The sequence below is a fragment of the Peribacillus sp. FSL H8-0477 genome, assembly GCF_038002765.1.
Taxonomy (GTDB): domain Bacteria; phylum Bacillota; class Bacilli; order Bacillales; family DSM-1321; genus Peribacillus.
Map to the genome: position 1 here is coordinate 1,680,989 of NZ_JBBODE010000001.1, position 23,788 is coordinate 1,704,776.

Consider the following 23,788-nt stretch of genomic DNA (forward strand, 5'->3'; position numbering starts at 1 on the left):
TTTAATTACTTTTATAATAAGAACCCGTTTTTTTCTTTCTTCGTAAAAGAAAAAGAGTATAGATTAGCAGGCCGATTATAATAAACATCAGATAATAAATAATCATACTATCAGTTGTCAGGATTTGAAAAACATCCAAAGGCTCTACCTTCTGCATAGAGACCTCATAAGGGTTTTCCTCTGTGTAAGAAATTCCTATAGAATGGTTATATTGATAAAAGGTATGACTCGTCACTCTCTTTGTTAAATAGAAAACGTCCTTACTTTGGTTCTGATAATAGAGCGTTAAATAGTATGAGTTACTTCCTTTAGGATTGATAATTTTATATTTATCAGTTATCACTGCTCTAGCCTCTATTTTATTTTCGGCTGTATAGGTACCATAAGAGTTCTCCACCATGGTTCCAAAGTTAAACACACCATACAGCAAAGTAAAGGCTACGGCGCCCCATATAAGGATAATGAATGGCAGGTGAAGGGATTTTGAATTCAGCACGCGTTCAAAAAACCTACTTACAGCATCTATCTTATCTAACCAAAATAAAATATATCCTATAGGATATATTGCTACTAAACAGAATACTAGATAAAAAGAAAAAGATTCATCATCTAAATCCACTTTTGTACTAAACTTTCCATTAACGTTATATCCATCGATCGAATCATGAATAGCCAAATCATCAAAAACGTCTTTCGTTATACTCGCATGTTCCTCACTGCTTTGTTTAAAAACCGACTGATTAATGATCATTGGTTTAAGCAGTGCATAATAATTAGTCCCGTCAAAAAGATCTTGAACAACTGTTTTTCCATAGACCGTTGCTGTCATGGGCTGCTTATCATCGTTTTTTTTCTCCAGATATTCGTTTCCATTTTCATACATAGCTTGAAGGACAAAAACAAAGATGACAAACCCGAGAAGATAACTTCCAGCCCGTTTCATATTTCACACCCCCCTGCAGAGACACCTAATAATGGTAATTAAATCATACTACAGGAGGGGTGTTCAGCCAAGGCTGCTGCTATTGCATCATTTGCTTCACTAGTTCTTTATTCCGCTTCTTAAAGACTTCATTATGTGAAGAAACCATTCCTGCTTTAGTAGCGTCAGGCTGAATATATTGTTTTGCTTTATTTACAGCATTTGCGGCATCTTGAAAAGCACCTGCTATTAAATGTACTTTTCCTTCATGCATTAAAATATCACCCGCAGCATAAAGTCCATCAATCGAGGATTCACTAGTCGAGTTTCCTTTAATGTAATACTTATCTACACGGGTAATGCCTAAATCACTATTTTCAAGTAAGGTTGCATCATGCTCGTATCCATGATTAATAATGACTTCATCAATTGGTAAATAGGAGACCTCACCGGTTTGATGATTCGTGAGCTCAACGTGTTCAATTACTTCGTGGTTGGGACTTGCAATTAGTTTGGTAATAGACGTTTGGAATAGGCAGCTCGCAGAACTATTCATTAATTTTGTTGCCTGTGCTTCATGACCTGCCAAAGCTTCTTTTCTATAGGTTACATACACCTTTTTAGCTATAGTTTCTAATTCATTTGCCCAGTCAATTGCTGCATTTCCACCACCAGAAATAATCACCGTTTTATCTTTAAATTGTTTTAAAGATTTCACCGTATAATTCAGGTTGCTAATCTCAAATCTCTCTGCTCCTTCGATTTCGAGCTTTTGAGGATTTAAGATTCCTCCGCCAATGGCCATAATGACCGTTTTCGAAAAATGCACTTGACCAGAAGCACTATGTAAAACAAAGATTCCTTCTTCATCTTGTTCAATATTTATTATTTTTTCATTCAAAACCACTTCAGGATTAAAGGTCAACCCCTGTTCGATAAGCTGCTCAATCAGCTTGGCTCCAGGCATTGGTGTCAGCCCGCCTACATCCCATATCATTTTCTCAGGATAGACATGGATTTTACCGCCTAAATGCGGTTGATACTCAATAAGTTTTGTTTTCATCTCTCTAAGTCCACTATAAAAAGTCGAGTAAAGACCAGCTGGCCCTCCTCCGATCACGGTTACATCAAATAAATCGTGCTGTTCCATCCAGATTCACCCCTTAGTGAATTGTTACACCTGATTATCATTCTCAATTAAGCCTACTACGTTTTCATTATTTTTACAATACAAAAACCATTTTCCCTAATTAAATATACCTACTTATAAAAAATCAATAAAAAAAAGACAAATTCACTATGAATTTATCTTTTTTCTCACTCAAGACTTATTCTCTATCATAAACCCATATACTGCTCCAACTAAATTAGCATGTTGACGGAAGTGACAGGCTGCAATAGGGGGCTTAATTCGGGCATGCGGTATCCCTGATAGAATGTGATTGAGTTTATCGTCAATCATCGTAATGAGGTCTTCGCGGGCACTGATTCCACCCCCTATGAGAATAATCTCAGGGTCATAAACGTATTGCAGATTATAAATGCCAACTGCAAGCAAATGATAGAATTGATCCAGCGCCTGAATGCAGTCTTGATCACCTGCCTCTGCCATGGCAAAGATTTGTTCACCGGTAAGAGAATCCTCCGGAATTTGCTTCGCATCCGCCACATTTCTTACCAGAGCTGCTGTAGAGGCTTGTCGACTCCAGGTGTCATTACTGCCTTTCCTGCTGCTATCAAGCAGCATATATCCAAATTCTCCACCATGGAGATGTGCTCCCTTATGCAGGATACCATCCTTAATAATCGACCCGCCGATTCCTGTACCAATAACCATAACCATAATGTCTGTCATACCTTGAGCTGCACCTTTCCAGATTTCAGCATAAGCAGCACAATTAGCATCATTCTCGAGGTAGACCGGCTTTTTGGTTTTTTCTTTCAATAATTGTTTAATATTCGGTCCATGTAGGTAGGGCAGGGCGCTTGATCCGTAAATAATACCATCTTCTCCGACCGCTCCCGGAGCACTGACGGCAATACCCGCAGATTGTGGATATTTCTGAGAAATACCATCAATCAAGTGTAATAAATCTAAAAGTCCTTTAGGCGTTGATTCCCTGCCGCTTTCCAAGATAGCGGCATTTTCATCTACTAACCCATACTTAATATAAGTTCCTCCTATATCAATTGCTAAGAAAGTTTTCATGCATGCTCCCCGTTTTCCGCTGATTTTGATCAATACGCTTCAAAATCTTCAAGTTATTTTCTGTACGTTTAGCGAAGTGAAGCGTTCATGGTCATTTAACTATATCTTCATCCTCAGCCAAAAAAGATTTGTTTTCAATAATCTGTTTGTACCAGTAAGCTGATTTTTTTAAGTTTCGATTTCGATTGTTTTCTAAATCAATTTCCACTAATCCATAACGATTTTTAAACGCATTCATTGGAGATACGTTATCCGAAAAAGCCCACAGCATATATCCTGTACAGTTGGCTCCTTCTTCGACCGCCTTAATCAGCCATTTAAGATGTTCTGCAATAAACTCGATTCGATAATCATCCTGTATAATTCCTTCATCATTCTTAAACCGATACTCATTTTCGACTCCCATGCCGTTTTCAGCAATGAACCATTCAATATTCCCATATTCATTTTTCATACGCATAGCCATATCAAACATGATTTTCGGATAGATCTCCCATCCTCGGTAGGGATTCATTTTTTTACCTGGCAAATCAAACTTGGCATAATAGAACTCTGGATGAAATGGCATAGCTTCGTTCCATCCTGTTGTCCTGGCTTGAATACGATGCGGATAATATAAGTTCAGCCCGACATACTCCACAGTATTTTCTTTGATAATCTGTAATTCTTCTTTTGAATATTCAAACGTTATATCATGTTTCGACATTAAGTCGAATAATTCCTGCGGATACTCCCCTTTTATTGATGGGTCAAGAAATATTCGGTTAAAAAATAGGTCATACATTCTTGCTGCTTCCTGATCGTGTGGTGCAGATGAGCGGGCATAAGTCACTTCCGGGTTTAAAATAACCCCAATCTTTGCTCCATATTTTTCTTTAAGGTCCATTTCTTTAAACAACTGGACAGCCTTTGCTGTTGCCAGCACTTTATGATGATTCCACTGCATCCATTTCTTTGTGTTCTGTTCATAAGGATAACGAAGTGCATCTAAATAGACTCGAGTTTGAATCACGATAGGTTCATTAAACGTAAACCAGTGCTTCACTCGGTCACCATATCGTTCAAAAACTTTTTTGGCATATGTACTAAATAACTCAACAACATGCTTCGAACCCCAGCCTCCATACTTTTCGAATAACGCTGCAGGCAGCTCGTAGTGCTCAAGACAAATCATTGGCTCTACACCATTTCTGAGAAGTTCATTAATCATATCATCTATGTATGCTGCATATTCCTCGTCAACTACTCCCTCTTCATAATCCGTTAGAAAGCGTGACCAATTGATAGAAGTCCTAAAATGAGTTAAGCCTATTTCCTTCATGTATCCGATATCTTCCTTATACCGATTCTTAAAGTCAGTCGCTACTGCTGGACCATACCCTTTATGCCAAACATATTTATCGTTTTTATACCACAAATCTAAAAAAGAATCTTGATGATCCTTCTTACCTGACCATCCCTCAGTCTGCCATGCTGAAACAGCAGCCCCTAAGATAAAATTTTCTGGTATGTTTATCGTTTTTGTTTGCATAGTAATGCTCCTTCTTGGTTAAATAAATTGCTTTTTAAAAGTGTTTACTTGAAACTAACTTACGATATTGGGTTGGTGTTAGACTAGTTAACTTTTTAAAAACTTCAACAAAATATTTATATTCTTGATATCCAACCTTGTCGGCTATTTCATTCACCCTCATTAGGGTCTCTTCTAATAGTATCTTAGCATTGCCTATTCGCAGCTGGTTGATATATTCAGTAAAACTTCTTCCAGTTCCTTGCTTAAATAATGTACTGAAGTAGTTTGGAGAAATTTGAATATATTCTGCAACCTCTTGAGCAGTAATTAATGAAGTATAATGTGTTTGAATATACTGTTCCGCTCTGTTTATCAGCCAATCACTGTTGTTGGATTGTTTATAACCATAATAACTGTACAACATTGTTAAATTTTTAGTGAACAGTTTTTTTAATGAAACATTAGAGTTATACAAGCTTTCATCTATTTGTTCCTTTAATTGTTCTTCCAACGGGTGAAATTTTCTATTAAACAATTTTTCATAACGACTGAGGATATTCAGTAATATATCAGTACATACCTGAATGGTTTGTTTCAAATCAGCTTGGTTTTCTGAAAGATTATAAAATATTTCGTCAATTTCATCTTCGATATTCTCATTCCCCTGGTCTATGGCAGTCAATATTTGCTTGATCGATTGGCTGGTATCTATTCTTTTAACCGGTTGTTCTGCATTTTTCACGGTGATAACGTTTCCTTCACTTAACGGGAGATAACGAATACTCTCAACTAATTGTTCGTATGCTTTTCTTAAATGACTAATTTTCACTCCCACATGGCTTATAACAAAGGAGAGGGCTGGATGAAAGTTGAAATTATGAAGAAACGAACGGAAATCGTCTAAAGTAATGGGCTCCTTTAGGATCAGACAAGTTAGAAGAATGTTTTTGTTAGTAAAGATTGATACAGCTTCATAACTGGTGGTTTTTAAACATAATTCCATGGATTGTTTCCAAATTTCCTTATATAAAACCACTTCCTCCTCGCTCATCTCTTCTATAGCAAGAAAAGACGAATCAATTAGCGATAAAAAAGGAAAGATTACAATTTCATCTGTCCCTATTTCTCCTGAATGCTCCGTCTTCTCAAAACGCGTATCGAGAATCTGTGAGTAAATTGCATTTTCAAGTCTTGTTCTTTGTGAACTGATTTCTGAATTTCTCCGTACCTTTATTTTTTCTGTTATTTTGGTAATCACTTGCAAAAGCTCATCTACCACGACTGGCTTCAAAAGATAATCCTGAACTCCTGATTGAAGCGCCTGTTTAGCATATGAAAACTCATCATACCCACTAATCATAATAATTGAGATATGGGGATGATTATCTTTAATCCACTCTGCTAGTTCAAGTCCATCTACAACAGGCATTTGGACATCCGTAATAAGGATATCAATATTTTGTAATTCTGTTATTTTTTCCATTGCTTCTGATCCATCGTAAGCTGTACCTGCTATTTTAATCCCGTAATCCTCCCAAGGTATGGTTAACGTAAGCCCTCGGCAAATAATCGGTTCATCATCAACAATAAGTAAATTATAGGTCATTTATATCACCCAGATTCTTTTCATGATCTACGATCACCATTGGTATCTTAAGTCGTATCCATGTTCCGATTTCACTGTCCAGCCTTTCCATCCCAAATCCTCGGCCAAATAGAAGGTTAAGCCGTTCAGTTAAATTTTTTAGTGCAAATCCTGTTTCATTTTCGGTTAGGTTCTTTGGAAAACCATCACCATTATCAATGACATCTATCCAAATTTCATCATCGTTTTGATAGCAGCGTATTTGAATCTTTCCTTGTCCGCGAAGATTTTTAAATCCATGCAGGATACTATTTTCTACCAATGGCTGTAAAAGCTGCTTGATTATATAAAAGCCTTTAACATTATCATCATAATAAATAGAGTAATGCAGTCTTCGTCCCATCCTGCTTTTCTGAAGTTCAAGATAATTCTGCACATACATTAATTCCTCTTCAACTTGAACCCACATTTTGCCCATACTTAAATTCATTCGAAAATTTTTAGATAACCGTTCAATAAGCTGTCCCGTCTCCATCGCATTCTCAAGACGAGCAGTCCAGCGTATCATATCGAGGGTATTATAGAGAAAATGCGGATCAATCTGACTTTGTAAGGCTTTTAATTCCGATTCCTTTTGTTTAATCTTTAACTTGTATTCACGATTAATATATTCTTGGATTGAAATGGCTAAATGATTAAAGCGCATCCCTAATATTCCGATTTCATCCTGAGAACTAACTTGTACTCTAGCATTAAAATTTTGGTTTTCTAACAGTCTAGTCTGCTGAGTAAGCTCTGTTATTCTCTTAATATTCGAAAAATAAAACCCAATAAAAGCGATAATTCCAAGCATAATTAACACAATAAAGCTGAGTAGGAAAAGGCTTCGAATACTGTATAATCCGTCTGCAACCTTAGACTGATTAACCACTACTGCAGCATACCAATCTGTCCCCTCAATCTTCTTTTTAACGCCTAAGTAGGTTACACCATCTTCATTATAATGAATAACTCTTTTCCGTGTCTCATTGGAAAACTGAACAATTTCTCGGTTAGGATACGGTTTACCAACAAGAGATGGATTTTCATGTAAAATGACATCCCCTGTGTTAGATATAACAAAATAAGTACCTGGCTGTGCATTAAACTTTTTTTCAATCATTTTAAACAGTTTAGTTGAGTCAAGTCGAATGGTCACCATCCCAATTGGCTCATTAATTTGATTGATATCGTTAATGAATCGTATAAGACTGCTTACGTTCTTCACTCTCGACCAGCTAGTCGAAACTGAATAGGAATTACTCCAATGTATAGCTCCTTTTTTAGCCGCTGCCTCTTCCTCTAACCATTTCTCAGTTCCCAGTATTGTGTTACCAAATTCCAGTGTATCACCATCTTTCGCTTTCAGAGTAATCGAATCAATATAATCAAAACTCATCAATTGAAAGGTAAAATAGCCCTTAATTCCTTTAACGATTTGTGAATAATCCGCATGTTTTCGTTCTGCTGCTGACATAGTGAAGAATGATCGGAAATTATCATCGTAAATCATGAATGAAGATATATTTTCAATACTATGAATAATCGATTGCAAAGTCTGCTCATTGACTTCAATTCTATCCATAGTATTATCTTCTACTTGCTGTTTAAAGGTATTTGTCGTTTGGAAATAGATTATGCAGCCAAATAACAAGGTAGGCAGTGTAATTAAAACAATAAAAACGGTGGCAAATTGTTTTTTTAATCCCCAGTTTTTAAACAAGCCATCAACCCTTATCTCTTTCTCTGTCTTTATCTTATTTTATCCTTTTACAGCACCTGCTGTCATTCCTTTCACAATTTCCTTTTCTAACAATAGATAAAAAATTAAAATTGGCAGCAGAGACATTGTCAAACCAGCCATCTGAGCCCCGTAATTAACGGTAAATTGTCCAGCAAAACTTGCAAGCCCCAGCGGGAGCGTCTGAAGAGCGGGATCATTAATTAAGACGAGTGCAAATGAGAATTCATTCCAATTATAGATAAAGTTTAATATGACAACTGTTGCAACGGCTGGACGAGACATTGGCAAGATAATAGACCAAAAAATCCTAAAGATTCCCGCACCATCCATAACAGCTGACTCTTCAATATCCTTTGGAAACTGCTTCATAAAACTAGTCAGGATAAATATTGTCAACGGTAAATGAAAAGCTATATAGGGAAACAGTAAGGTGATTGGACTGTTTAGTAATCCGAGATCTCTAAGTAGAATAAACATCGGAACAAGGGTTGAGTGAATGGGAATCAACATCCCAAAAATAAAAAACGAATAGATACCTTTATTCATTTTAAAAGTAAACCTAGAAAGAAAATAGGAAGCCAAAGCCCCAATAAATACTGTGATCAGCGTTGCAACAATACAAATAAAAATACTATTTTTAAAAAGAACACCTAGATTCGCAGTATTCCACGCACTAATATAATTATCAATCACAAAGTCTTTTGGAAAACCAAATTGATTTATGGCAAATTCTTTTTCTGATTTGAAGGAGTTGATAACCATCCAAAGGATGGGGTAAACATTTATGACAGCAAAAATACTCAGAGCTGCATATATAGTTGATTTCTTCAGCCATTTTTTTCGGGCTTTTTTCTGTGGTTTCCTAACAGGTTTTGGTTCAGGCTTTACGATGATTTCCATGTTAAGCTCCTCTCTCTATATCATTTTTTTCCCCATAGACTTTGTAACTATAAAGATTAATAGCAGACTAAAGAAGAAAATAACTACGGAAACTGCACTTCCGTACCCGTATTGTAGTTTGTTAAAGGTTTCATTGAACATATACAAAGCCATAACTTCAGTCGAATGAGCCGGGCCTCCATGAGTCATTACATAAATTAAATCAAATGTCCTTAGACTGCCTGATATACAAAGTATCACTGCAACAATAATCGTATCCCAGATCATAGGTATCGTAATCTTCCATGTTGTCATCCATTCCGAGGCTCCGTCGATTTTAGCAGCCTCAAGTACTTCTTCTGGAATGTTTTGCAAGGCCGCTAAAAAGATAATTAGATAGAGACCAACAAATTGCCAAATCACTGTAATACAAACAGCAATCATGGACCATTTGGTATCACCCAGCCAATTTTGTGTGAGACTTTCAAGTCCAACTGTTCTAAGTAATTCATTGATTAACCCATTTTTCGTATTATAAATCAGGCTCCAGGTTAATGAGATGACGACTGTTGAAAGTACAACTGGAAGAAAACCAATCGTTCGAAAAAATTTAGCACCTTTTAATTTTCTATTAAGCAGTAACGCTATTACTAAGGCAATGGGGATTTGCCCTAGAACAGACGCCATGACTACAAACAAATTGTTCTTTGCTGACTTCCAAAATAATGGGTCTTGGAACAGCTCCTTAAAATTATTAAGTCCAACAAACTTCATCTCTGAAAAACCATTCCACTCCATCAATGAATAATAGAAGGATTGGAGGATTGGTACAATGGCAAAAATGGTATAGAGCAATAATGCAGGGAGCAATCCAATAATAATGGCAAATTTCGATCTTTTGGCAAGGTGCATGTTTCCCCTCCTATACTTAGAGGCTGCCCAATTTTCAGGCAACCTCTGAAGTTCTTATTTATTTTTTTCGTACGCCTTCTGCATTTCTTCTGCTAGTTCTTTGGGAGTTTTTTCACCGAGCGTAATGGATTGCAATCCGTTATTAATAACATCTGTTAACTCTGGGGTTAATGATGCATCATATACTGGAGCAATTCCCCCACCTTGAGCAAATTCATTTGCTGATTTTAATATCCCTGGAACACTGTCATCCATTTCCAGTTCAACAGGAACAATAATATTGGCTTTCATCAATTTTGTGTATAATTCATCATTGTAGAAGTATTCAAGAAAAGTAAATGCCGCTTCCTGTTTTTCCTTACTTAAGCTGCTGTTTAATGCGATTCCGCCACCAGCTGCTCCTGTCATTTTATTAATATCTCCTTCTCCTCCGAAATCCGGAAAAGGTGCCAATCCAATATTATCTGCATCTTCAACATCATTTAGAATCGGACCAATCGCCCAAGACCCGGCAACATGCATAGCTGTATTCCCGCTTATGAACATCGTTCTTGCTTGCGCTTCATCAATTGTATTTAAATCTTCATTAAATGCATTCAGCTTGGTTAACTCATCAATCACAGTCAGCGCTTTCACAAATCGCTCATCTGTAAAAGATTGTTTACCATTGAGCGTATCAGCTAAATACTCACTGCCAGTAAATCGATCAGCAATCATCGAAATATAAACAGATTGCAAGGGCCAGATGGCTTTATTCCCGAGAGCAATCGGTGTAATATCCTTATCTGTTAAACTTGTAATCAACTTTTTCCAGTCTTCATATGTTGTCGGGAAAGTATCGTATCCCGCTTTGGCTAAAAGCTCTTTATTATAAAAAATTAAACTAGTTTCACTAATGTTCGCAGGAATTGCATATTGTTCTCCATCCACGGCATAATCTTTTAAGATTGCTTCCGGGATTTTATCCTTCCATTTATCCATAATTGGATTAAGTGACAATAAGGCATCTCCTTCTACAAGAGGAGTAATTCTAGTCCCTGGCCAAACCCTGAACATATCCGGAAGTTGTTTGCCAGCAGCCTGTGTCCTCAACTTTGTTTCATATTGATCATGCGGAATACTTTCAATTTTAATTTCAATGTCTTTATTTTCTTTATTGAAGTTAGCAATAATGTCTCTATAAACTGTATTTTCCGGCCGCTCTTCCGTCCAATCATTCCAAACCGTCAATTCAATTTCACTGCTTCCTGAAGTTTTCTCATCACTACTGCAGGCAGCTAACCCAAAAAGCAAAAACAGACCTAAAACCATCATCCCAACTTTCTTCACATGCATTCCCTCCCTTTATTAAGCGCTTACAATTTTATTTTACCTATCTTACTCATTTTTAACTATCCGATAAAACTATTAAAATATCCGATAATTTACAATGAAAGCTTTTCTCGCAGGCTATTTTTTCATGCCTGATTTATTTACTTTTTCACAAAAAAACCTTCCCAAAAATTAGTTGAATTTTGGTACAATATTCTTGATATAAATACCAAATATTGGTTTAAACTTCTCCTTTCTCCCCTTCACTCACCATGTTCTCATCTCTTTATACTTAAACCCGTTTATTATTAAAAGGCTGTATCAGCCATGGAGGAAAAATATGAAACAGCTATTAGCTATGGTTATTGTTTTTGTTTTTGTTTTTGTCTTGGCGGGTGCAGAGGCTGTGACTGCTGCTGGTAAACGGTATGTGGTGATAACTGGAACTGTTCAGCAAACAACTGAGAGTGAAGAACGTGCCTTACAGCTAGCTCAAAAAAGCGGGGGCCAGGTTTATGAGGATAAGATCATTGGGATTGCTGGACAACAGGTGGGGTGGGGAGTCACGACCATTAAGGCAAATAAAGCTTGGAAGCTAAATTATAACGGAAAGGGTGTAAAGATTGGCATCATTGATACAGGTGTGGATACGGCTCATAAGGATTTAAGAGTTGCAGGTGGTAAATCGTTTATTAAAGGGATAACAAGTTATCGTGATAATAATGGTCATGGCACACATGTTGCTGGAATAATTGGTGCATTAGACAATAAAATTGGCATGATTGGGGTAGCACCTAAATCAGAACTCTATGCGTTAAAAGCATTAGACAAAGATGGCACTGGTTATGTCTCAGATGTCATCAATGCAATAAATTGGTGTATCGATAATAAGATGGACATCATTAACTTAAGCATGGGAATTAATGAAGATCTATTCTATCTTAAGGATGCTGTAGACAGAGCAGCTGCAGCGGAGATCGTTGTTGTCGCCGCCGCTGGCAATGAAGCGAAGAATAACGTAAGCTATCCTGCCCGTTACCCAAGTGTAGTAGGTACCGGTGCATTAAAAACCAGCACTTCCTTAGCCTCTTTCTCGAATAAAGGAAGCGGAATAACGGTAACTGCTCCAGGCTATAAAATCTATAGCACGTTACCTGGTGGATTTGGTACGTATAGCGGAACATCTATGGCCGCCCCATTTGTTGCAGGAACGCTCGCTCTTTATAAACAAGCTACCGGACTATCCGGTAAAAAGCTTGCAGCAAAATTAACTGCCTCTTCAATTGATTTGGGTACTAAAGGGAAAGACAACTCATTTGGCTACGGCCGTATTCAGGCTCCTATTAAAAAACTAGCTCAATCCCCTCCAAGCGATGAAGTGAATGGAAGAAAAGCGGTTGAATCAGCAGAGAGTTTTGTTCCAAGACTTAGAAGCTTATACAACGTGAAGAAGGAAGGAACGTCTTATTACTTTCCAAAATCAAATTCGTCGACTGAAGAAAAAGCCTATAAAGAATATACAATAGCAGCTTCGACAGTAAAGAAAGTGAAAAACAAGAAAGTAAAAGCAGAGTTAACAACGAAACTAAATGTAGTAAATAAACATTTCAGTAGGATTCATGCCTATAAAAATGCCCTTGATTATGCGCAAGAACTTGAATATTATCAAGTATTACTAGAAGAAGATTGGTACGCTGATACAATTACTGACCAAACTGTTAAGAATTTCTCTGCTCTGAAAGAACTCCTAAACCAAAAAGAACCATTCACCGAAGCCTATGGTCCTGGTAATCGAACTGCGTTTTACGAAAGGTATTATGAACCGGCCGAGGAACTGTGTGCCTTGCTCTATGATGAAATAAAGAAGTATACGAATTAAAAAATACAAGCATACAAAAAAGAACGTGCCGAGTGCACGTCCTTTTTCTAGACATTTGTTAGTCCATATCGTCTTGTTTCTTCACAAACAAATCATCGGTTACTTTTTCCTCAAGTTGATTCTTCAAAGCCAGACCTGCAGCCTTTCCATCACTTGGTGATCCATCTGCAAAGTACATGGGGAACAGAGAGAAGAACATAATATAAAATGAGAAGTAAATAAACTGATACCATACCACGGATCCCTCGATAATATCCTGGTAAATCAAGCTATATACAAGCAGCATACTGATTAGATTAAATAAAGATCCACCAATGTAAATCATCATGTTTGTGAATCGATTATCATGCTTTAAATTTTTAAACTCACACGAACCATTCCAAAAGTAATATTTTCTCACTTCAATAGTCAAAAACGAGAATAGTTTTTTTCCGCATCCAATATAGATTTTCTTTTCTGTACCTCCGAAAATTGAAACAAAGAAAATATGACCGCTCAAGTGAATAAGCGTAATGATCGGCATAATCAGAAAAAAGGACAACAAGAATTTCACAATATCCGTTAGTCCAAACATGGATATCACCCTCCTTTACTAGTTCTAGGTCCTTTAATGAAGGATGATACTCTGATACCCCCAATCGTCGTGCTATAACTAGTAATTATTATCAATTCTTACGAATTCATCTACATAAGAAAAAGCCGATCTAATGAAAGATCGACTTTTTGAAAATCATTTAGCAGCATCCACCGTAACCGCCGCCGTAGCCTCCGCCGTAACCGCCGCCGCCGCAACCGCCGCCGCCGCCTACAAAACTAGCTCCTACAATGATGAGCAGGATAAACAAAACGACGATAAAAGCAAAACCTCCACCAAATCCAACACCTTCATGGCCACCTGACATATTGGTACATCTCCTTTTTTTAGAAGGAGTACTTACATGGGTAATAGCAGTTTATGCACAGTTTAGGCAAGTGACACTCATTTAACGAACTTTATTTATATAAATATCAAAAGCCCTTGTTCATGAATTGTTCATGAATTAGATGGTTTTTATTCATTTTTTCATATTTTAAACAATCAAGCATAAATTCCTTTTTTTCTTCTTAAAAAGCCTTATTAAAGCAGGTATTACGCCCTATTATCAGGGATAATTTTGAACTTATTGATAATAATAACAACTAGTCACACCTTTACTTTGAAGGTGCTTGGTGATTAGATGATTTAGTTCTTCACAAATTAGACAAATTGCAGACAAAATTGGATTTTTCTTCTTTTCTTTATATTGCTTTTTTGTGTCCTAAGGTGCAAAATGAAGATATATTAAAGATTGTGAAAGAATTCACATACATCATGAATAACTGAATGGAGGAATTGTCATATGAAACAAAGAAATGTTAATCGCGTTGCTCTTATAGGTGCTGGATCTGTCGGAAGTAGTTATGCATTCGCCCTATTAAATCAATCTATTACTGAGGAATTAGTCATTATTGATCTAAATGAAAATAAAGCAATGGGTGATGCCATGGATTTAAATCATGGGAAGGTATTTGCACCGAATCCAACAAAAACATGGTATGGCACCTATGCAGATTGTAAAGATGCAGATGTAGTATGTATTTGTGCAGGAGCTAACCAAAAACCAGGTGAAACGCGCTTAGCTCTTGTTGAAAAAAACCTAAGAATTTTCAAAGGAATTGTGGAAGAAATTATGGCGAGTGGTTTTGACGGGATCTTCTTAATTGCCACAAATCCAGTCGACATCTTAACATATGCAACCTGGAAATTCAGCGGTCTGCCAAAAGAACGTATAATCGGCAGTGGTACGATCTTAGATACGGGCCGTTTCCGTTTCATGCTCGGCGAATATTTTGATATTGCTCCAGCTAACGTTCATGCTTATATTATTGGAGAACATGGTGATACAGAACTACCCGTTTGGAGCCATGCTGATATCGGGGGTGTATCCATTACGGAATTGATTAAAAGAAACCCAGAGTATACGATGAAAGATTTAGATGAGCTGTTTATAAATGTCCGCGATGCAGCCTATCAAATTATTGAGAAAAAAGGCGCAACCTTTTATGGTATTGCCATGGGTCTGGCCCGGATTACAAAAGCCATCTTAAACAATGAAAACAGCGTTCTAACTGTTAGTACTTATCTCGAGGGAGAATATGGAACAGAAGACGTATATATAGGGGTTCCAGCTGTAGTCAATCGTAACGGGATAAGAGAAATTGTTGAATTAACGCTTAGTGAACAAGAACGTCGACAATTTAAACACAGTGCGGATGTTTTAAAAGAAATCTTAGCTCCAAATTTTAAAGAACAATAAAATTTAAGAAAAGAAAAGGAGAAAAAACACCAAGTGTTTTTTTCTCCTTTTTTACATTAGTTAATAAGAATTTCTTGATTACTAGCTCCTGCCTTAGGACCAACATGTTTGTATTCTGGTTTAAAAACAGAGGTTTTAATGGGACAAGCAATCTGCCTTTGGGTGTTTCCCTTTCCATCGGGAACATCAACAATCATGCCGCGTTCCTTAAGCTGTGGATGTTCAACCGCTTCTGTAAATGTCAGCACTGGTTCAACGCAGGCCTCATATTTAACAAATACTTCTTGCCAATCTGCAAAGGTTTTTTCCAAAAACGCTTCCTTTATGGCATGTTTAAATACTCGAATGCTTTCGTCATCATTTTGCATACTAATCTCTGCTAAATCTCCCCTTTCTAGGGCCACGCATAAAGCTTTACGGAATGGAGGTTCTAAACTTCCGACAGAGAAGTAACGCCCATCTTTTGTTTGATAATAGTCATAAAAGGACCCGCCGTTTAATAGCAATTTTTCTGGTTTAAGCTCCATACCACTTTGTAAATTCAGAGGGGCTGATAAGGCATTTAATGAGAAACTGCAATCGGTCATACTTATATCAATCGATTGTCCCTCTCCAGTTCGATCACGAAAAATGACTGCAGATAGAATCCCAATGACCGCATGCAGTGAGCCGCCAGCGAGATCAGCAATTTGTGTTCCATTTTTGGCAGGGCCGTCTTCTTTTGTCCCAGAATAACTAGATAAACCAGCAATAGATAAATAATTAATATCATGTCCTGGGCGATATTTATATGGACCCGTCTGACCAAATCCCGTCAGCGAGCAGTAAATCAGCTGAGGATTCACTTTTTTCAATTCCTCGTATCCTAAGCCTAAACGTTCCATTACACCTGGACGGAATTGTTCAAGCACAATATCATATTCTTTCACAATCTTTTTAACTGCCTCTATCGACTCCTCTTGTTTTAAATCAAGAGTTATTGATCTTTTTGAGCGGTTAAGATATTGATCCATAGAGCGGGTTTCCCCGTCCGTTGGTCTTTCCACTCTCAAAACATCCGCTCCTAAATCAGCCAACATTAAAGTTGCAAAGGGACCTGGTAAAAGGGTTGAAAAATCAAGTACTTTTAAATTTGATAATAATGTCAACTACTGTACACCATCCTTTTCCTTCTTAACTGCTTATAGGCTTTTCTAGGGTAAAATCCCCGCTTCCTTTATTAATACTCTACTTTTATGGAAAACCCTTTTTTTATTTGAAAACGCCTTCATTTTATTTGTACAGCACAATATTTTCTGGTAAATTACGGTTTACAAGGCGATTGTCTATTCAACTCCTCTAATCATTCATTACATATTTTCTCATTTCTTAGGGCAATTTCTGATCGAATAATGAAAAAAGTTGCTTTCATTGTTGTCAACTGCGACAATTAAAAGGAACGAACAATAAAGTAAAAGAATGCGTAGGTGACTATTATGATTGAAATTAAAAGTTCTACACTTAGCGACGGAGAGTTTAATAGAGGGGTTTTTGCACAACGTGATATAAAAAAAGGAGAAATCCTGCACGAGGCACCCGTTATTGCTTATCCAAATGCCGAACATGAACACATCGAAAAAACACTGCTTGCAGATTATGCATTCGAATATGGTATAAACCATACAGCGATCCTCTTAGGATATGGTATGCTGTTTAATCACTCATACACACCTAATGCCACGTATGACATTAATTTTGATAATCATACCTTTGATTTCAGAGCATACACAGATATTAAAGCTGGTGAAGAGATAACGATTAACTATAACGGCGAAGTCGATGACAACGAACCGCTTTGGTTTAATAAAGACAAAGAATAGTTATGCAGCGGAACCCTTCAAGGGTTCCTTTTTTATTTATAATAAAAAAGAGAGAGCATTTCTGCTCTCTCACTTTCATTATTCAGCGTCAAAAACAACAACTTTTTCCATTTTGTCGCCTTGTTTCATGTTTTTAGCTGTTTCCAGACCAGAGGTTACCTGACCGAAGACAGTATGAACACCATTAAGATGCGGCTGCGGTTCGTGAACGATAAAGAATTGACTTGAGCCTGTATCTTTACCGGCATGAGCCATAGAAAGGCTTCCTGCAAGATGTTTATGCGGATTGCCTGCTGTTTCACATTTAATTGTCGTACCGCTTCCACCTGCACCAGTTCCAGTTGGATCTCCACCTTGGCTTACAAAGCCAGGGATTATACGGTGAAAGACAACGCCGTTATAGAAGCCTGTGTTAGCTAAATTTTCAAAGTTAGCTACCGTGTTTGGTGCTTCATTCGGGAATAGATCAAACTCAATCTTCTCACCATTCTCCATTTGTATGTATCCTTTTTTCGCCATAACAAAACATCTCCTTTTTACTCAGTAAACTTTATTATAGATAGAAAGAGCAGAAAGTGCTATTCTTTCGTATTTCTCTATCTTCTTTCTCCCTGACAAAAAGGGGTTAGCCCATTACACTCTTTTCGAATGCAGCAGAAACTTTTTCAAATTCCTCATCTGTTTCGATATCAGTTAACTGACCATCTTCTTCTACTTTGAAAAAGAAAATATCAATATCTTCCTCTGTTTCACGCTCAATATCATCAACGATTCCTGCAGCGATGTATTCAACACCTTCAACATCTAACTTTCCAAGTGCTTCAATTTCTTGTTCTACATCATTTTCATCAATTAATGTAAAGATATCGCCTATTTCAATTTTTTCCATATCTCATTCTCCTCTTTTTTGTTAATATAATACCTTATCTTTCCATTATTCAAACAATTTCATACGACTTAAAAGCAGATTAATTTAAAAAACTGCCTTTATCCACTAAACTCAATTTTCATTTGAGCCTTTTTTACAATGGACTCTCTATAAAGTGTACTTCATCATCATACCAAGCCAAGCAAATATTGCAAGAGTCAGCTATAAAGAAACAACATATAGACGAACCTGCCCTTAGAATAGGAAGAGAATCGCTATAAAATGAGAAAGGCTGTCGAAGTTACTCGACAGCCCAGAAGACTCCTAGCGAGCCTCCTCTTTTCTCCCAGCAGCATCCTTTACCATCTGTGAGCCTTAGCATTACTTCTAAGGATCATGGTTTGCTGTGATTCTTGGGTGTGCCCATTCACTTGAGATTTAGAACGCTTAGGTCTTGTCCAATTATGGTGAAACTGCTGCGAATGTGGATCTAACTGTTCACGGTAGCTCATTCCATATCACCTCATTGTTAGAATCGGATACGCTGGAGCGATATTCAAAAGAATATCAAGAATAGTATTCGATAACAGCCAAGATATCATACTTGATTTTCACAAAAATAAGCTGAATGCAAATGCAGTCAGCTCTTTCTTCGATGAGAGATTACTCTTTATTAAGATTATAAAACACTTTATCAACATTGTACTTTGCTCTACGCATATTGATAATATAGGTTTCGTAAATTTCACGTTCCATCGGATCTTCAACCACAAGGATTTCAACCTTAGTCACTTCTTTACGGTGAAGTTTGATTGGTGATACATTATCCTCAAAGTGTTTCTTAACGCGTTGTCTTAGTTTTCTTGCTTTACCAACGAAAAGAAGCTCATCTTCATCATTATAAAACATGATAATGCCGCCCTTATCCCTTGGAATTAAATGAAAATCAATGAAACCAAAAATTGATGGAATGACTGCTTCGTCACCTTCAATGACTTGTGTTCGTTGAGTAATCGTTATATCTGATGCTGGAATATCAATTTTTATCACTATAGTTCACTTCCTCTGTATGGGTAAAGGTAAATGTTATCATAGGTGATGGATTAAGTGCAAGCACTCCGCCAGTTCACTAAGTTCAAACAAACCTTAAATGATGAGGCCCATCTATGTTATTTAGGGAAACTTTTGCTACAATATAGAAAGAAGTTAACCATTCAGGAGGAAAAACAATGACTACATATGCAGCTGTTTACTATTATGAAGCACACCCAAATAAAGAAGAAGACTATACAGTTCATGTCTTTTTCCCCGATTTACAAGCAGTTGGACTGCCGGCAATCACGACGGGAGACAATCGTGATGACGCCAAAGAAGCAGCTGAGGATTTCCTTGCTATTTCTATGGATATGGCTGCTGACGAAGAAATACTGCTTCCTGTACCTACACCCATTGAAAAGATTGAGCTTGCAGACTTTATTGAGAGTGAAGACATTAAACCTTTTCGAATTGAATTAGATTACGTGACTGTATAAATTCTCATCCTTCCCTCATCAACCTATTGATGGGGGATTTACCCTTCACTTAGTTGGTTCTTTCCTTTGCTTTTAGCCTCATATAATAATTGATCAGCCCTAGTAACTAAGTTTTCATAAGGAGTTTTTTGGGTATCTGTCATACCTGCTGAAAGCTTAATGTCTGCATGATGACATTTCGTCATAATCTCATCGATAAACGGTTTTGATTGATCCGTATTTTTATTATAAAAGACAATACTGAATTCATCTCCTCCTATTCGAAAACCATACGCATCCCAGGGAATTGTTTCATGAATGATCTTACTGAAGGTTCTAATTAATTGGTCACCTGTTTCATGACCTAATTGATCATTAACCTGTTTTAAGGAGTCCAAATCCATGATGGCAATCGAACGCACCCCATCATGTTCAGGAAGATCATCATATACTTTATCCCAGAACCTTCGATTGTATAAGCCTGTCATGGGGTCTTTCGCATTTATGATTTGCAAATCAATCGCATATGCTAGAAAAGAGGCAAGTTTCTCTAAGATACTGATTGTTTTTTCGTCAAACATATTAGGTTGTTGATCAAACACGCAGAATGTTCCAAATACAGAGCCATCACCTAAAAGGATAGGCACTCCTGCATATGAACATAGATTAAGCTTTTTCACCATTTGCTTTCTGTCATCTTTGACAGCATTTTCTATATCATCCACTACGATTGGTTTCTTATTTTTATAAACTTGATGGCAATACGTTTTTTCAATAGGTACCATCATTCCTTCTGTGAATACTTCATGATTCATTACCTTTAGAGATTTATACGTACGTTCATTAATATAACTGATCAGAAAAGGCTTCTCACCTATTACGAGGTTGGCAACATCTAATAGTTCGCCCATTATCTTAGAGAATGTTCGCTCATCGGTTATCGGTGGCACAAGCATGATCTAAAACCTCCCTTATTATCCTAGAATCATTATATCATTCTCTTTTACTATATAAAGGGAATGCTAATAGGAGATTGGTTTCGAAATAAAGTCAGTTGTGGTACTTTAGAAATAATAAAGAAGCGGACTGGAGGAAGAATCCATGAACATTATTTTTCGGTTTTTAATAAGCGGCCTCATTCTTCTCATCATTGATTGGCTTCTTGATTCAATATCTATTGCCTCATATGGGACTGCTTTACTTGCTGTTTTCTTACTCAGCATTATGAATTTACTCGTTAAGCCCTTTCTCCATCTTATTTCTTTGCCCATTACGATTTTAACTTTCGGATTGTTTTCATTTGTGATTAACGCACTTACCTTCTATATAACGGCTTTCTTTATTGATGGGTTTGTCATCTCCTCTTTTTGGGGTGCACTTATTGGTTCAATTTTGTTAGGATTTACGCAAGGTCTGCTTACAAAAAAGGAGTAACACCCATTTATTCATCTGTTTTCAAAAAAAAGAAAGAGGTAACTTGTCATATTTCAAGCGTATTCTTATAGTATTAGCCGTCGCTATAGGTGGTTTTACTTCTTCAGGATATATTGTTGGTCAACCCGTATCAGATTCTACTGTCATTACGAATCATTATCCTAACCAATCCAGCTAATATGATTTTTATTCAGGTTCCGCCTGAACGCAGAGCCGAATTTGGGCGGGAATACAAGATATAGATTAGTCCCTTTGATACACCTGCTTCCATTCATTACCCATCATAATTATGGAAGTACAGTTACTTAAAGGTGCTCGCTTTACAAACGATATTTAACAGGCTATCATTACTTATGTTAATTTCGAATATTGTAAAAAATGGAGACATGTAATCCAGGAATTAATAACTCTATTACATCCATGATACTACGGAAGAAAAGGTGAAGAACACATGCAGAATACTAAAGAAGATCCTCAACTACAAAGGGGGCTTGAAGAACGGCATATTACACTAATGTCGCTTGGTGCTGCCATAGGCGTTGGCCTGTTTCTCGGATCCGCTTCTGCAATCAAGCTTGCTGGACCAGGAATTATCGTTTCTTATGCCATTGGCGGATTTATCATTTACTTGGTCATGAGAGCATTAGGAGAAATGGCCATAAAAAATCCCGTAGCAGGCTCATTCAGCCGATATGCACGAGATTACATAGGTCCATTTGCGGGTTATATCACAGGATGGAATTATTGGTTTTTATGGATTGTTACCTGTATGGCAGAGATTACGGCTGTAGGTATCTATATGCAGTTTTGGTTTCCAGATACCCCACAATGGGCTTGGGCTCTTGCTGCCTTACTTATTATGACAACCGTTAATTTTCTTTCTGTCAAAGCATATGGAGAATTAGAATACTGGTTTGCCTTAATTAAGATTATTACTATCGTCTTAATGATTATCGTAGGTTTCGGTATGATTTTCTTTGGTCTTGGTAATGGTGGAGATGCAATTGGTTTTGCTAATCTCTTTGAACATGGCGGTTTCTTACCTAATGGTGTTACAGGTCTCATTATGTCTTTCCAAATGGTTATGTTCGCTTATTTAGGAATTGAAATGCTTGGAGTTACTGCAGGAGAAGTAAAGAATCCTGAGAAAAACTTAAAACGAGCAATTAATACCGTCTTTTATCGTATTATGATTTTTTACGTTCTCTCTCTAACTGTCATCCTATCGATTTATCCATGGGATGCTATAACGGGACAAAATAGTCCATTTGTTTTAACCTTTGAAAAAATAGGGATTCCAGGTGCTGCTGGCATTGTTCAGTTTGTTGTTCTAACTGCTGCACTATCGTCATGCAACAGCGGAATTTTCAGCACGGCTAGAATGCTGTTCAATTTGGCTCAGCAAGGCGAGTCTCCGAAACAATTTCAGCGTACAACTAAGTCTGGCGTACCAGGTATAGCGATTATTGTCTCAGCAATCGTTCTCTTGTTCGGTGTTTATTTAAATTATATCGTTTCGGATAAGGTATTTGGCTATGTCACTAGTGTTGCAACTTTTGGAGCCCTTTGGACATGGGGAACTATTCTCATCACACAGTTAAAATCACGTAAGATTATGAGTAAACAAGATTTAAACAGGCTGCAATTCAAAATGCCGCTATTTCCCTTGACCTCATACGTTGCACTTGCATTCTTACTGTTTGTAACAGTTGTACTAGCTTTTTCTCCTGTCACACGGATTGCCTTAATTGTAGGTCCTCTCTGGCTTGGATTTTTGACTATCATTTATTTTGCCAGCGGCCTTCATAAACGCAATTAATAAAGAAAACCCGCTTCAGCAGAAGCGGGTTTTCTTTATTAATTTTTTCGTCTTCTCCTATTCCATATAACCAGCCATGTAATTCCGCCTAAAATAACTAGTATGGGTAGATTACCAATGATAAAAACGATTAGCCACGATCCTGCAGCAAGGATATAGTTTGTACTTTCAGCAAGTTGTTTTTTTGTTTTATCCCATGTATCTAAATTTTTATTGCTTACTTCTGGAACTACTACGCCATTTTGAATGAGCTGTAATGATACTGTAGCATATGCGGTTTGATTTTCGAGGTATTTCATTTTCCCCGTTACTACTTCTAATTCTTCTTGAACCTGAGCAAGATCAGCTGAGATTTTTAATAAATCCTCAGTCTTTTTAGCTTGTTTCATAAATTCAAGCAATCTTGCTTCTACGACACGTTTTGACTTCAGTGTCGATTCTAAGTCCACATATTGTTCCGTTACATCCTGTCCCGTAACCGTTCTGCTCAAAACCTTTGCTGCTTCACCTTCTGTATCATGTAAAAAATCTTGAAAATATTCTTCGGGGATTCGGACGATAGTCGACCCACTCATTTCTTCTTCCATTTCTTCCTCATGTGATAGTGTCGATTCAACAATATATCCTCCATACTGTTCTACCTTTTTTTCTATCCATCTGCTTGTTTTCTCTAGACTTTTTATTTTTAAGTATAATTCAGCCTGGTGAATGACCATCCGTTCAGATTCAATCTTTTCTCCCTCTTTGGCGGACTTATCTTCAGTCTCGGAACTAGTGTCTGCTTCATTGTTAGAGAGTGTATCATTTTTAGAAATTTTGTTCTCACCCGAATCCTTCGACCCCTTTGCAGGGTCATTACTACATCCCAGCAAGAGTATAGAAAGGCACATAAGGACCGTTATTAAAAATATGGACTTTTTCAGCATTGTTCGTCCCTCCTACCTTTATTACATGTAAGACGTCTTAAA

Annotated in this window: 24 protein-coding genes and 1 pseudogene; 7 read left to right on the plus strand and 18 right to left on the minus strand. The window is 37.1% G+C overall.

Going from position 1 to position 23,788, the window contains the following annotated elements:
* Nucleotide 1: 1 nt before the first annotated feature.
* The 9 genes from MHI18_RS08550 to MHI18_RS08590 all read right to left on the minus strand — a co-directional run bounded on the left by MHI18_RS08550 (nucleotide 2) and on the right by MHI18_RS08590 (nucleotide 11,132).
* Nucleotides 2-943, minus strand: coding sequence for a hypothetical protein (locus tag MHI18_RS08550; RefSeq protein ID WP_340846938.1), 942 nt, complete (start codon nucleotides 941-943; stop codon nucleotides 2-4).
* A 79-nt stretch (nucleotides 944-1,022) separates the two neighbouring features.
* Nucleotides 1,023-2,072 (minus strand): NAD(P)/FAD-dependent oxidoreductase, encoded by a 1,050-nt coding sequence (locus MHI18_RS08555; RefSeq protein WP_340846939.1) that lies wholly within the window; start codon nucleotides 2,070-2,072, stop codon nucleotides 1,023-1,025.
* Nucleotides 2,073-2,243: 171 nt separating this feature from the next.
* Nucleotides 2,244-3,131 carry an ROK family protein gene (locus tag MHI18_RS08560; RefSeq protein WP_340846940.1) on the minus strand — a complete coding sequence of 296 codons (888 nt, stop codon included), beginning with the start codon at nucleotides 3,129-3,131 and terminating at the stop codon, nucleotides 2,244-2,246.
* 91 nt (nucleotides 3,132-3,222) lie between these two features.
* On the minus strand, nucleotides 3,223-4,662 hold the full coding sequence (locus MHI18_RS08565; RefSeq protein ID WP_340846941.1) for a glycoside hydrolase family 1 protein: 1,440 nt from the start codon (nucleotides 4,660-4,662) through the stop codon (nucleotides 3,223-3,225).
* A gap of 34 nt (nucleotides 4,663-4,696) precedes the next feature.
* A complete protein-coding gene (locus MHI18_RS08570) occupies nucleotides 4,697-6,250 on the minus strand; it encodes a response regulator transcription factor (protein ID WP_340846942.1) in 1,554 nt (517 codons plus the stop codon).
* Nucleotides 6,240-7,991 carry a cache domain-containing sensor histidine kinase gene (locus MHI18_RS08575; protein WP_340846943.1) on the minus strand — a complete coding sequence of 584 codons (1,752 nt, stop codon included), beginning with the start codon at nucleotides 7,989-7,991 and terminating at the stop codon, nucleotides 6,240-6,242. Before MHI18_RS08575 ends, MHI18_RS08570 begins: the two co-directional genes overlap by 11 nt.
* A 39-nt stretch (nucleotides 7,992-8,030) precedes the next feature.
* Entirely contained in the window at nucleotides 8,031-8,912 is an 882-nt protein-coding gene (locus tag MHI18_RS08580; protein ID WP_340846944.1) for a carbohydrate ABC transporter permease, read from the minus strand.
* A gap of 15 nt (nucleotides 8,913-8,927) precedes the next feature.
* Nucleotides 8,928-9,803, minus strand: coding sequence for a carbohydrate ABC transporter permease (locus MHI18_RS08585; protein WP_340846945.1), 876 nt, complete (start codon nucleotides 9,801-9,803; stop codon nucleotides 8,928-8,930).
* A 54-nt stretch (nucleotides 9,804-9,857) separates the two neighbouring features.
* Nucleotides 9,858-11,132: an extracellular solute-binding protein gene (locus MHI18_RS08590; protein ID WP_340846946.1), complete on the minus strand. Its 1,275-nt coding sequence runs from the start codon at nucleotides 11,130-11,132 to the stop codon at nucleotides 9,858-9,860.
* Nucleotides 11,133-11,454: 322 nt separating this feature from the next.
* On the opposite strand from MHI18_RS08590, the gene MHI18_RS08595 reads away from it, so the two are divergent.
* Nucleotides 11,455-12,993: a S8 family serine peptidase gene (locus MHI18_RS08595; protein WP_340846948.1), complete on the plus strand. Its 1,539-nt coding sequence runs from the start codon at nucleotides 11,455-11,457 to the stop codon at nucleotides 12,991-12,993.
* Nucleotides 12,994-13,051: 58 nt separating this feature from the next.
* Here the strand turns inward: MHI18_RS08595 and MHI18_RS08600 are convergent, their stop codons facing one another.
* Together MHI18_RS08600 and MHI18_RS22145 are read right to left on the minus strand one after the other, a co-directional pair.
* Nucleotides 13,052-13,567: a hypothetical protein gene (locus tag MHI18_RS08600; protein ID WP_340846949.1), complete on the minus strand. Its 516-nt coding sequence runs from the start codon at nucleotides 13,565-13,567 to the stop codon at nucleotides 13,052-13,054.
* A 226-nt stretch (nucleotides 13,568-13,793) separates the two neighbouring features.
* A pseudogene (locus tag MHI18_RS22145) lies at nucleotides 13,794-13,895 on the minus strand (YjcZ family sporulation protein); the annotation flags it as partial.
* Between the two features lie 477 nt (nucleotides 13,896-14,372).
* On the opposite strand from MHI18_RS22145, the gene MHI18_RS08610 reads away from it, so the two are divergent.
* Nucleotides 14,373-15,329 (plus strand): L-lactate dehydrogenase, encoded by a 957-nt coding sequence (locus tag MHI18_RS08610; protein ID WP_340846952.1) that lies wholly within the window; start codon nucleotides 14,373-14,375, stop codon nucleotides 15,327-15,329.
* A 56-nt stretch (nucleotides 15,330-15,385) separates the two neighbouring features.
* On the opposite strand, the gene MHI18_RS08615 is transcribed toward MHI18_RS08610, so the two are convergent.
* Nucleotides 15,386-16,477 (minus strand): CaiB/BaiF CoA transferase family protein, encoded by a 1,092-nt coding sequence (locus MHI18_RS08615; protein WP_340846953.1) that lies wholly within the window; start codon nucleotides 16,475-16,477, stop codon nucleotides 15,386-15,388.
* 327 nt (nucleotides 16,478-16,804) lie between these two features.
* Between MHI18_RS08615 and MHI18_RS08620 the strand changes: the two genes are divergently transcribed.
* Nucleotides 16,805-17,188 carry an SET domain-containing protein gene (locus tag MHI18_RS08620; protein WP_340846954.1) on the plus strand — a complete coding sequence of 128 codons (384 nt, stop codon included), beginning with the start codon at nucleotides 16,805-16,807 and terminating at the stop codon, nucleotides 17,186-17,188.
* Between the two features lie 78 nt (nucleotides 17,189-17,266).
* Here the strand turns inward: MHI18_RS08620 and MHI18_RS08625 are convergent, their stop codons facing one another.
* The 4 genes from MHI18_RS08625 to MHI18_RS08640 all read right to left on the minus strand — a co-directional run bounded on the left by MHI18_RS08625 (nucleotide 17,267) and on the right by MHI18_RS08640 (nucleotide 19,106).
* The gene (locus MHI18_RS08625; protein WP_040374318.1) at nucleotides 17,267-17,707 is read right to left on the minus strand and encodes a peptidylprolyl isomerase; all 441 of its coding nucleotides are present in this window, start codon (nucleotides 17,705-17,707) and stop codon (nucleotides 17,267-17,269) included.
* A 106-nt stretch (nucleotides 17,708-17,813) separates the two neighbouring features.
* Nucleotides 17,814-18,077, minus strand: coding sequence for a DUF1292 domain-containing protein (locus MHI18_RS08630; protein ID WP_340846955.1), 264 nt, complete (start codon nucleotides 18,075-18,077; stop codon nucleotides 17,814-17,816).
* 338 nt (nucleotides 18,078-18,415) lie between these two features.
* A complete protein-coding gene (locus MHI18_RS08635) occupies nucleotides 18,416-18,568 on the minus strand; it encodes a YpzG family protein (protein WP_081704844.1) in 153 nt (50 codons plus the stop codon).
* A 151-nt stretch (nucleotides 18,569-18,719) separates the two neighbouring features.
* Nucleotides 18,720-19,106, minus strand: coding sequence for a nucleotide excision repair endonuclease (locus MHI18_RS08640; protein WP_340846956.1), 387 nt, complete (start codon nucleotides 19,104-19,106; stop codon nucleotides 18,720-18,722).
* A gap of 179 nt (nucleotides 19,107-19,285) precedes the next feature.
* Here MHI18_RS08640 and MHI18_RS08645 point away from each other — a divergent pair, with 179 nt between their 5' ends.
* Nucleotides 19,286-19,588 carry a type II toxin-antitoxin system HicB family antitoxin gene (locus MHI18_RS08645; protein WP_340846957.1) on the plus strand — a complete coding sequence of 101 codons (303 nt, stop codon included), beginning with the start codon at nucleotides 19,286-19,288 and terminating at the stop codon, nucleotides 19,586-19,588.
* A gap of 38 nt (nucleotides 19,589-19,626) precedes the next feature.
* On the opposite strand, the gene MHI18_RS08650 is transcribed toward MHI18_RS08645, so the two are convergent.
* Nucleotides 19,627-20,523 (minus strand): sensor domain-containing diguanylate cyclase, encoded by an 897-nt coding sequence (locus tag MHI18_RS08650; protein WP_340846958.1) that lies wholly within the window; start codon nucleotides 20,521-20,523, stop codon nucleotides 19,627-19,629.
* A 145-nt stretch (nucleotides 20,524-20,668) separates the two neighbouring features.
* On the opposite strand from MHI18_RS08650, the gene MHI18_RS08655 reads away from it, so the two are divergent.
* The 3 genes from MHI18_RS08655 to MHI18_RS08665 all read left to right on the plus strand — a co-directional run bounded on the left by MHI18_RS08655 (nucleotide 20,669) and on the right by MHI18_RS08665 (nucleotide 22,820).
* Nucleotides 20,669-21,001: a phage holin family protein gene (locus tag MHI18_RS08655; RefSeq protein WP_340846959.1), complete on the plus strand. Its 333-nt coding sequence runs from the start codon at nucleotides 20,669-20,671 to the stop codon at nucleotides 20,999-21,001.
* Between the two features lie 43 nt (nucleotides 21,002-21,044).
* The gene (locus MHI18_RS08660; RefSeq protein ID WP_340846960.1) at nucleotides 21,045-21,179 is read left to right on the plus strand and encodes a hypothetical protein; all 135 of its coding nucleotides are present in this window, start codon (nucleotides 21,045-21,047) and stop codon (nucleotides 21,177-21,179) included.
* Nucleotides 21,180-21,452: 273 nt separating this feature from the next.
* Entirely contained in the window at nucleotides 21,453-22,820 is a 1,368-nt protein-coding gene (locus MHI18_RS08665; protein WP_340846961.1) for an amino acid permease, read from the plus strand.
* A gap of 38 nt (nucleotides 22,821-22,858) precedes the next feature.
* Here the strand turns inward: MHI18_RS08665 and MHI18_RS08670 are convergent, their stop codons facing one another.
* On the minus strand, nucleotides 22,859-23,746 hold the full coding sequence (locus MHI18_RS08670; protein ID WP_340846962.1) for a DUF4349 domain-containing protein: 888 nt from the start codon (nucleotides 23,744-23,746) through the stop codon (nucleotides 22,859-22,861).
* Between the last annotated feature and the right edge of the window lie 42 nt (nucleotides 23,747-23,788).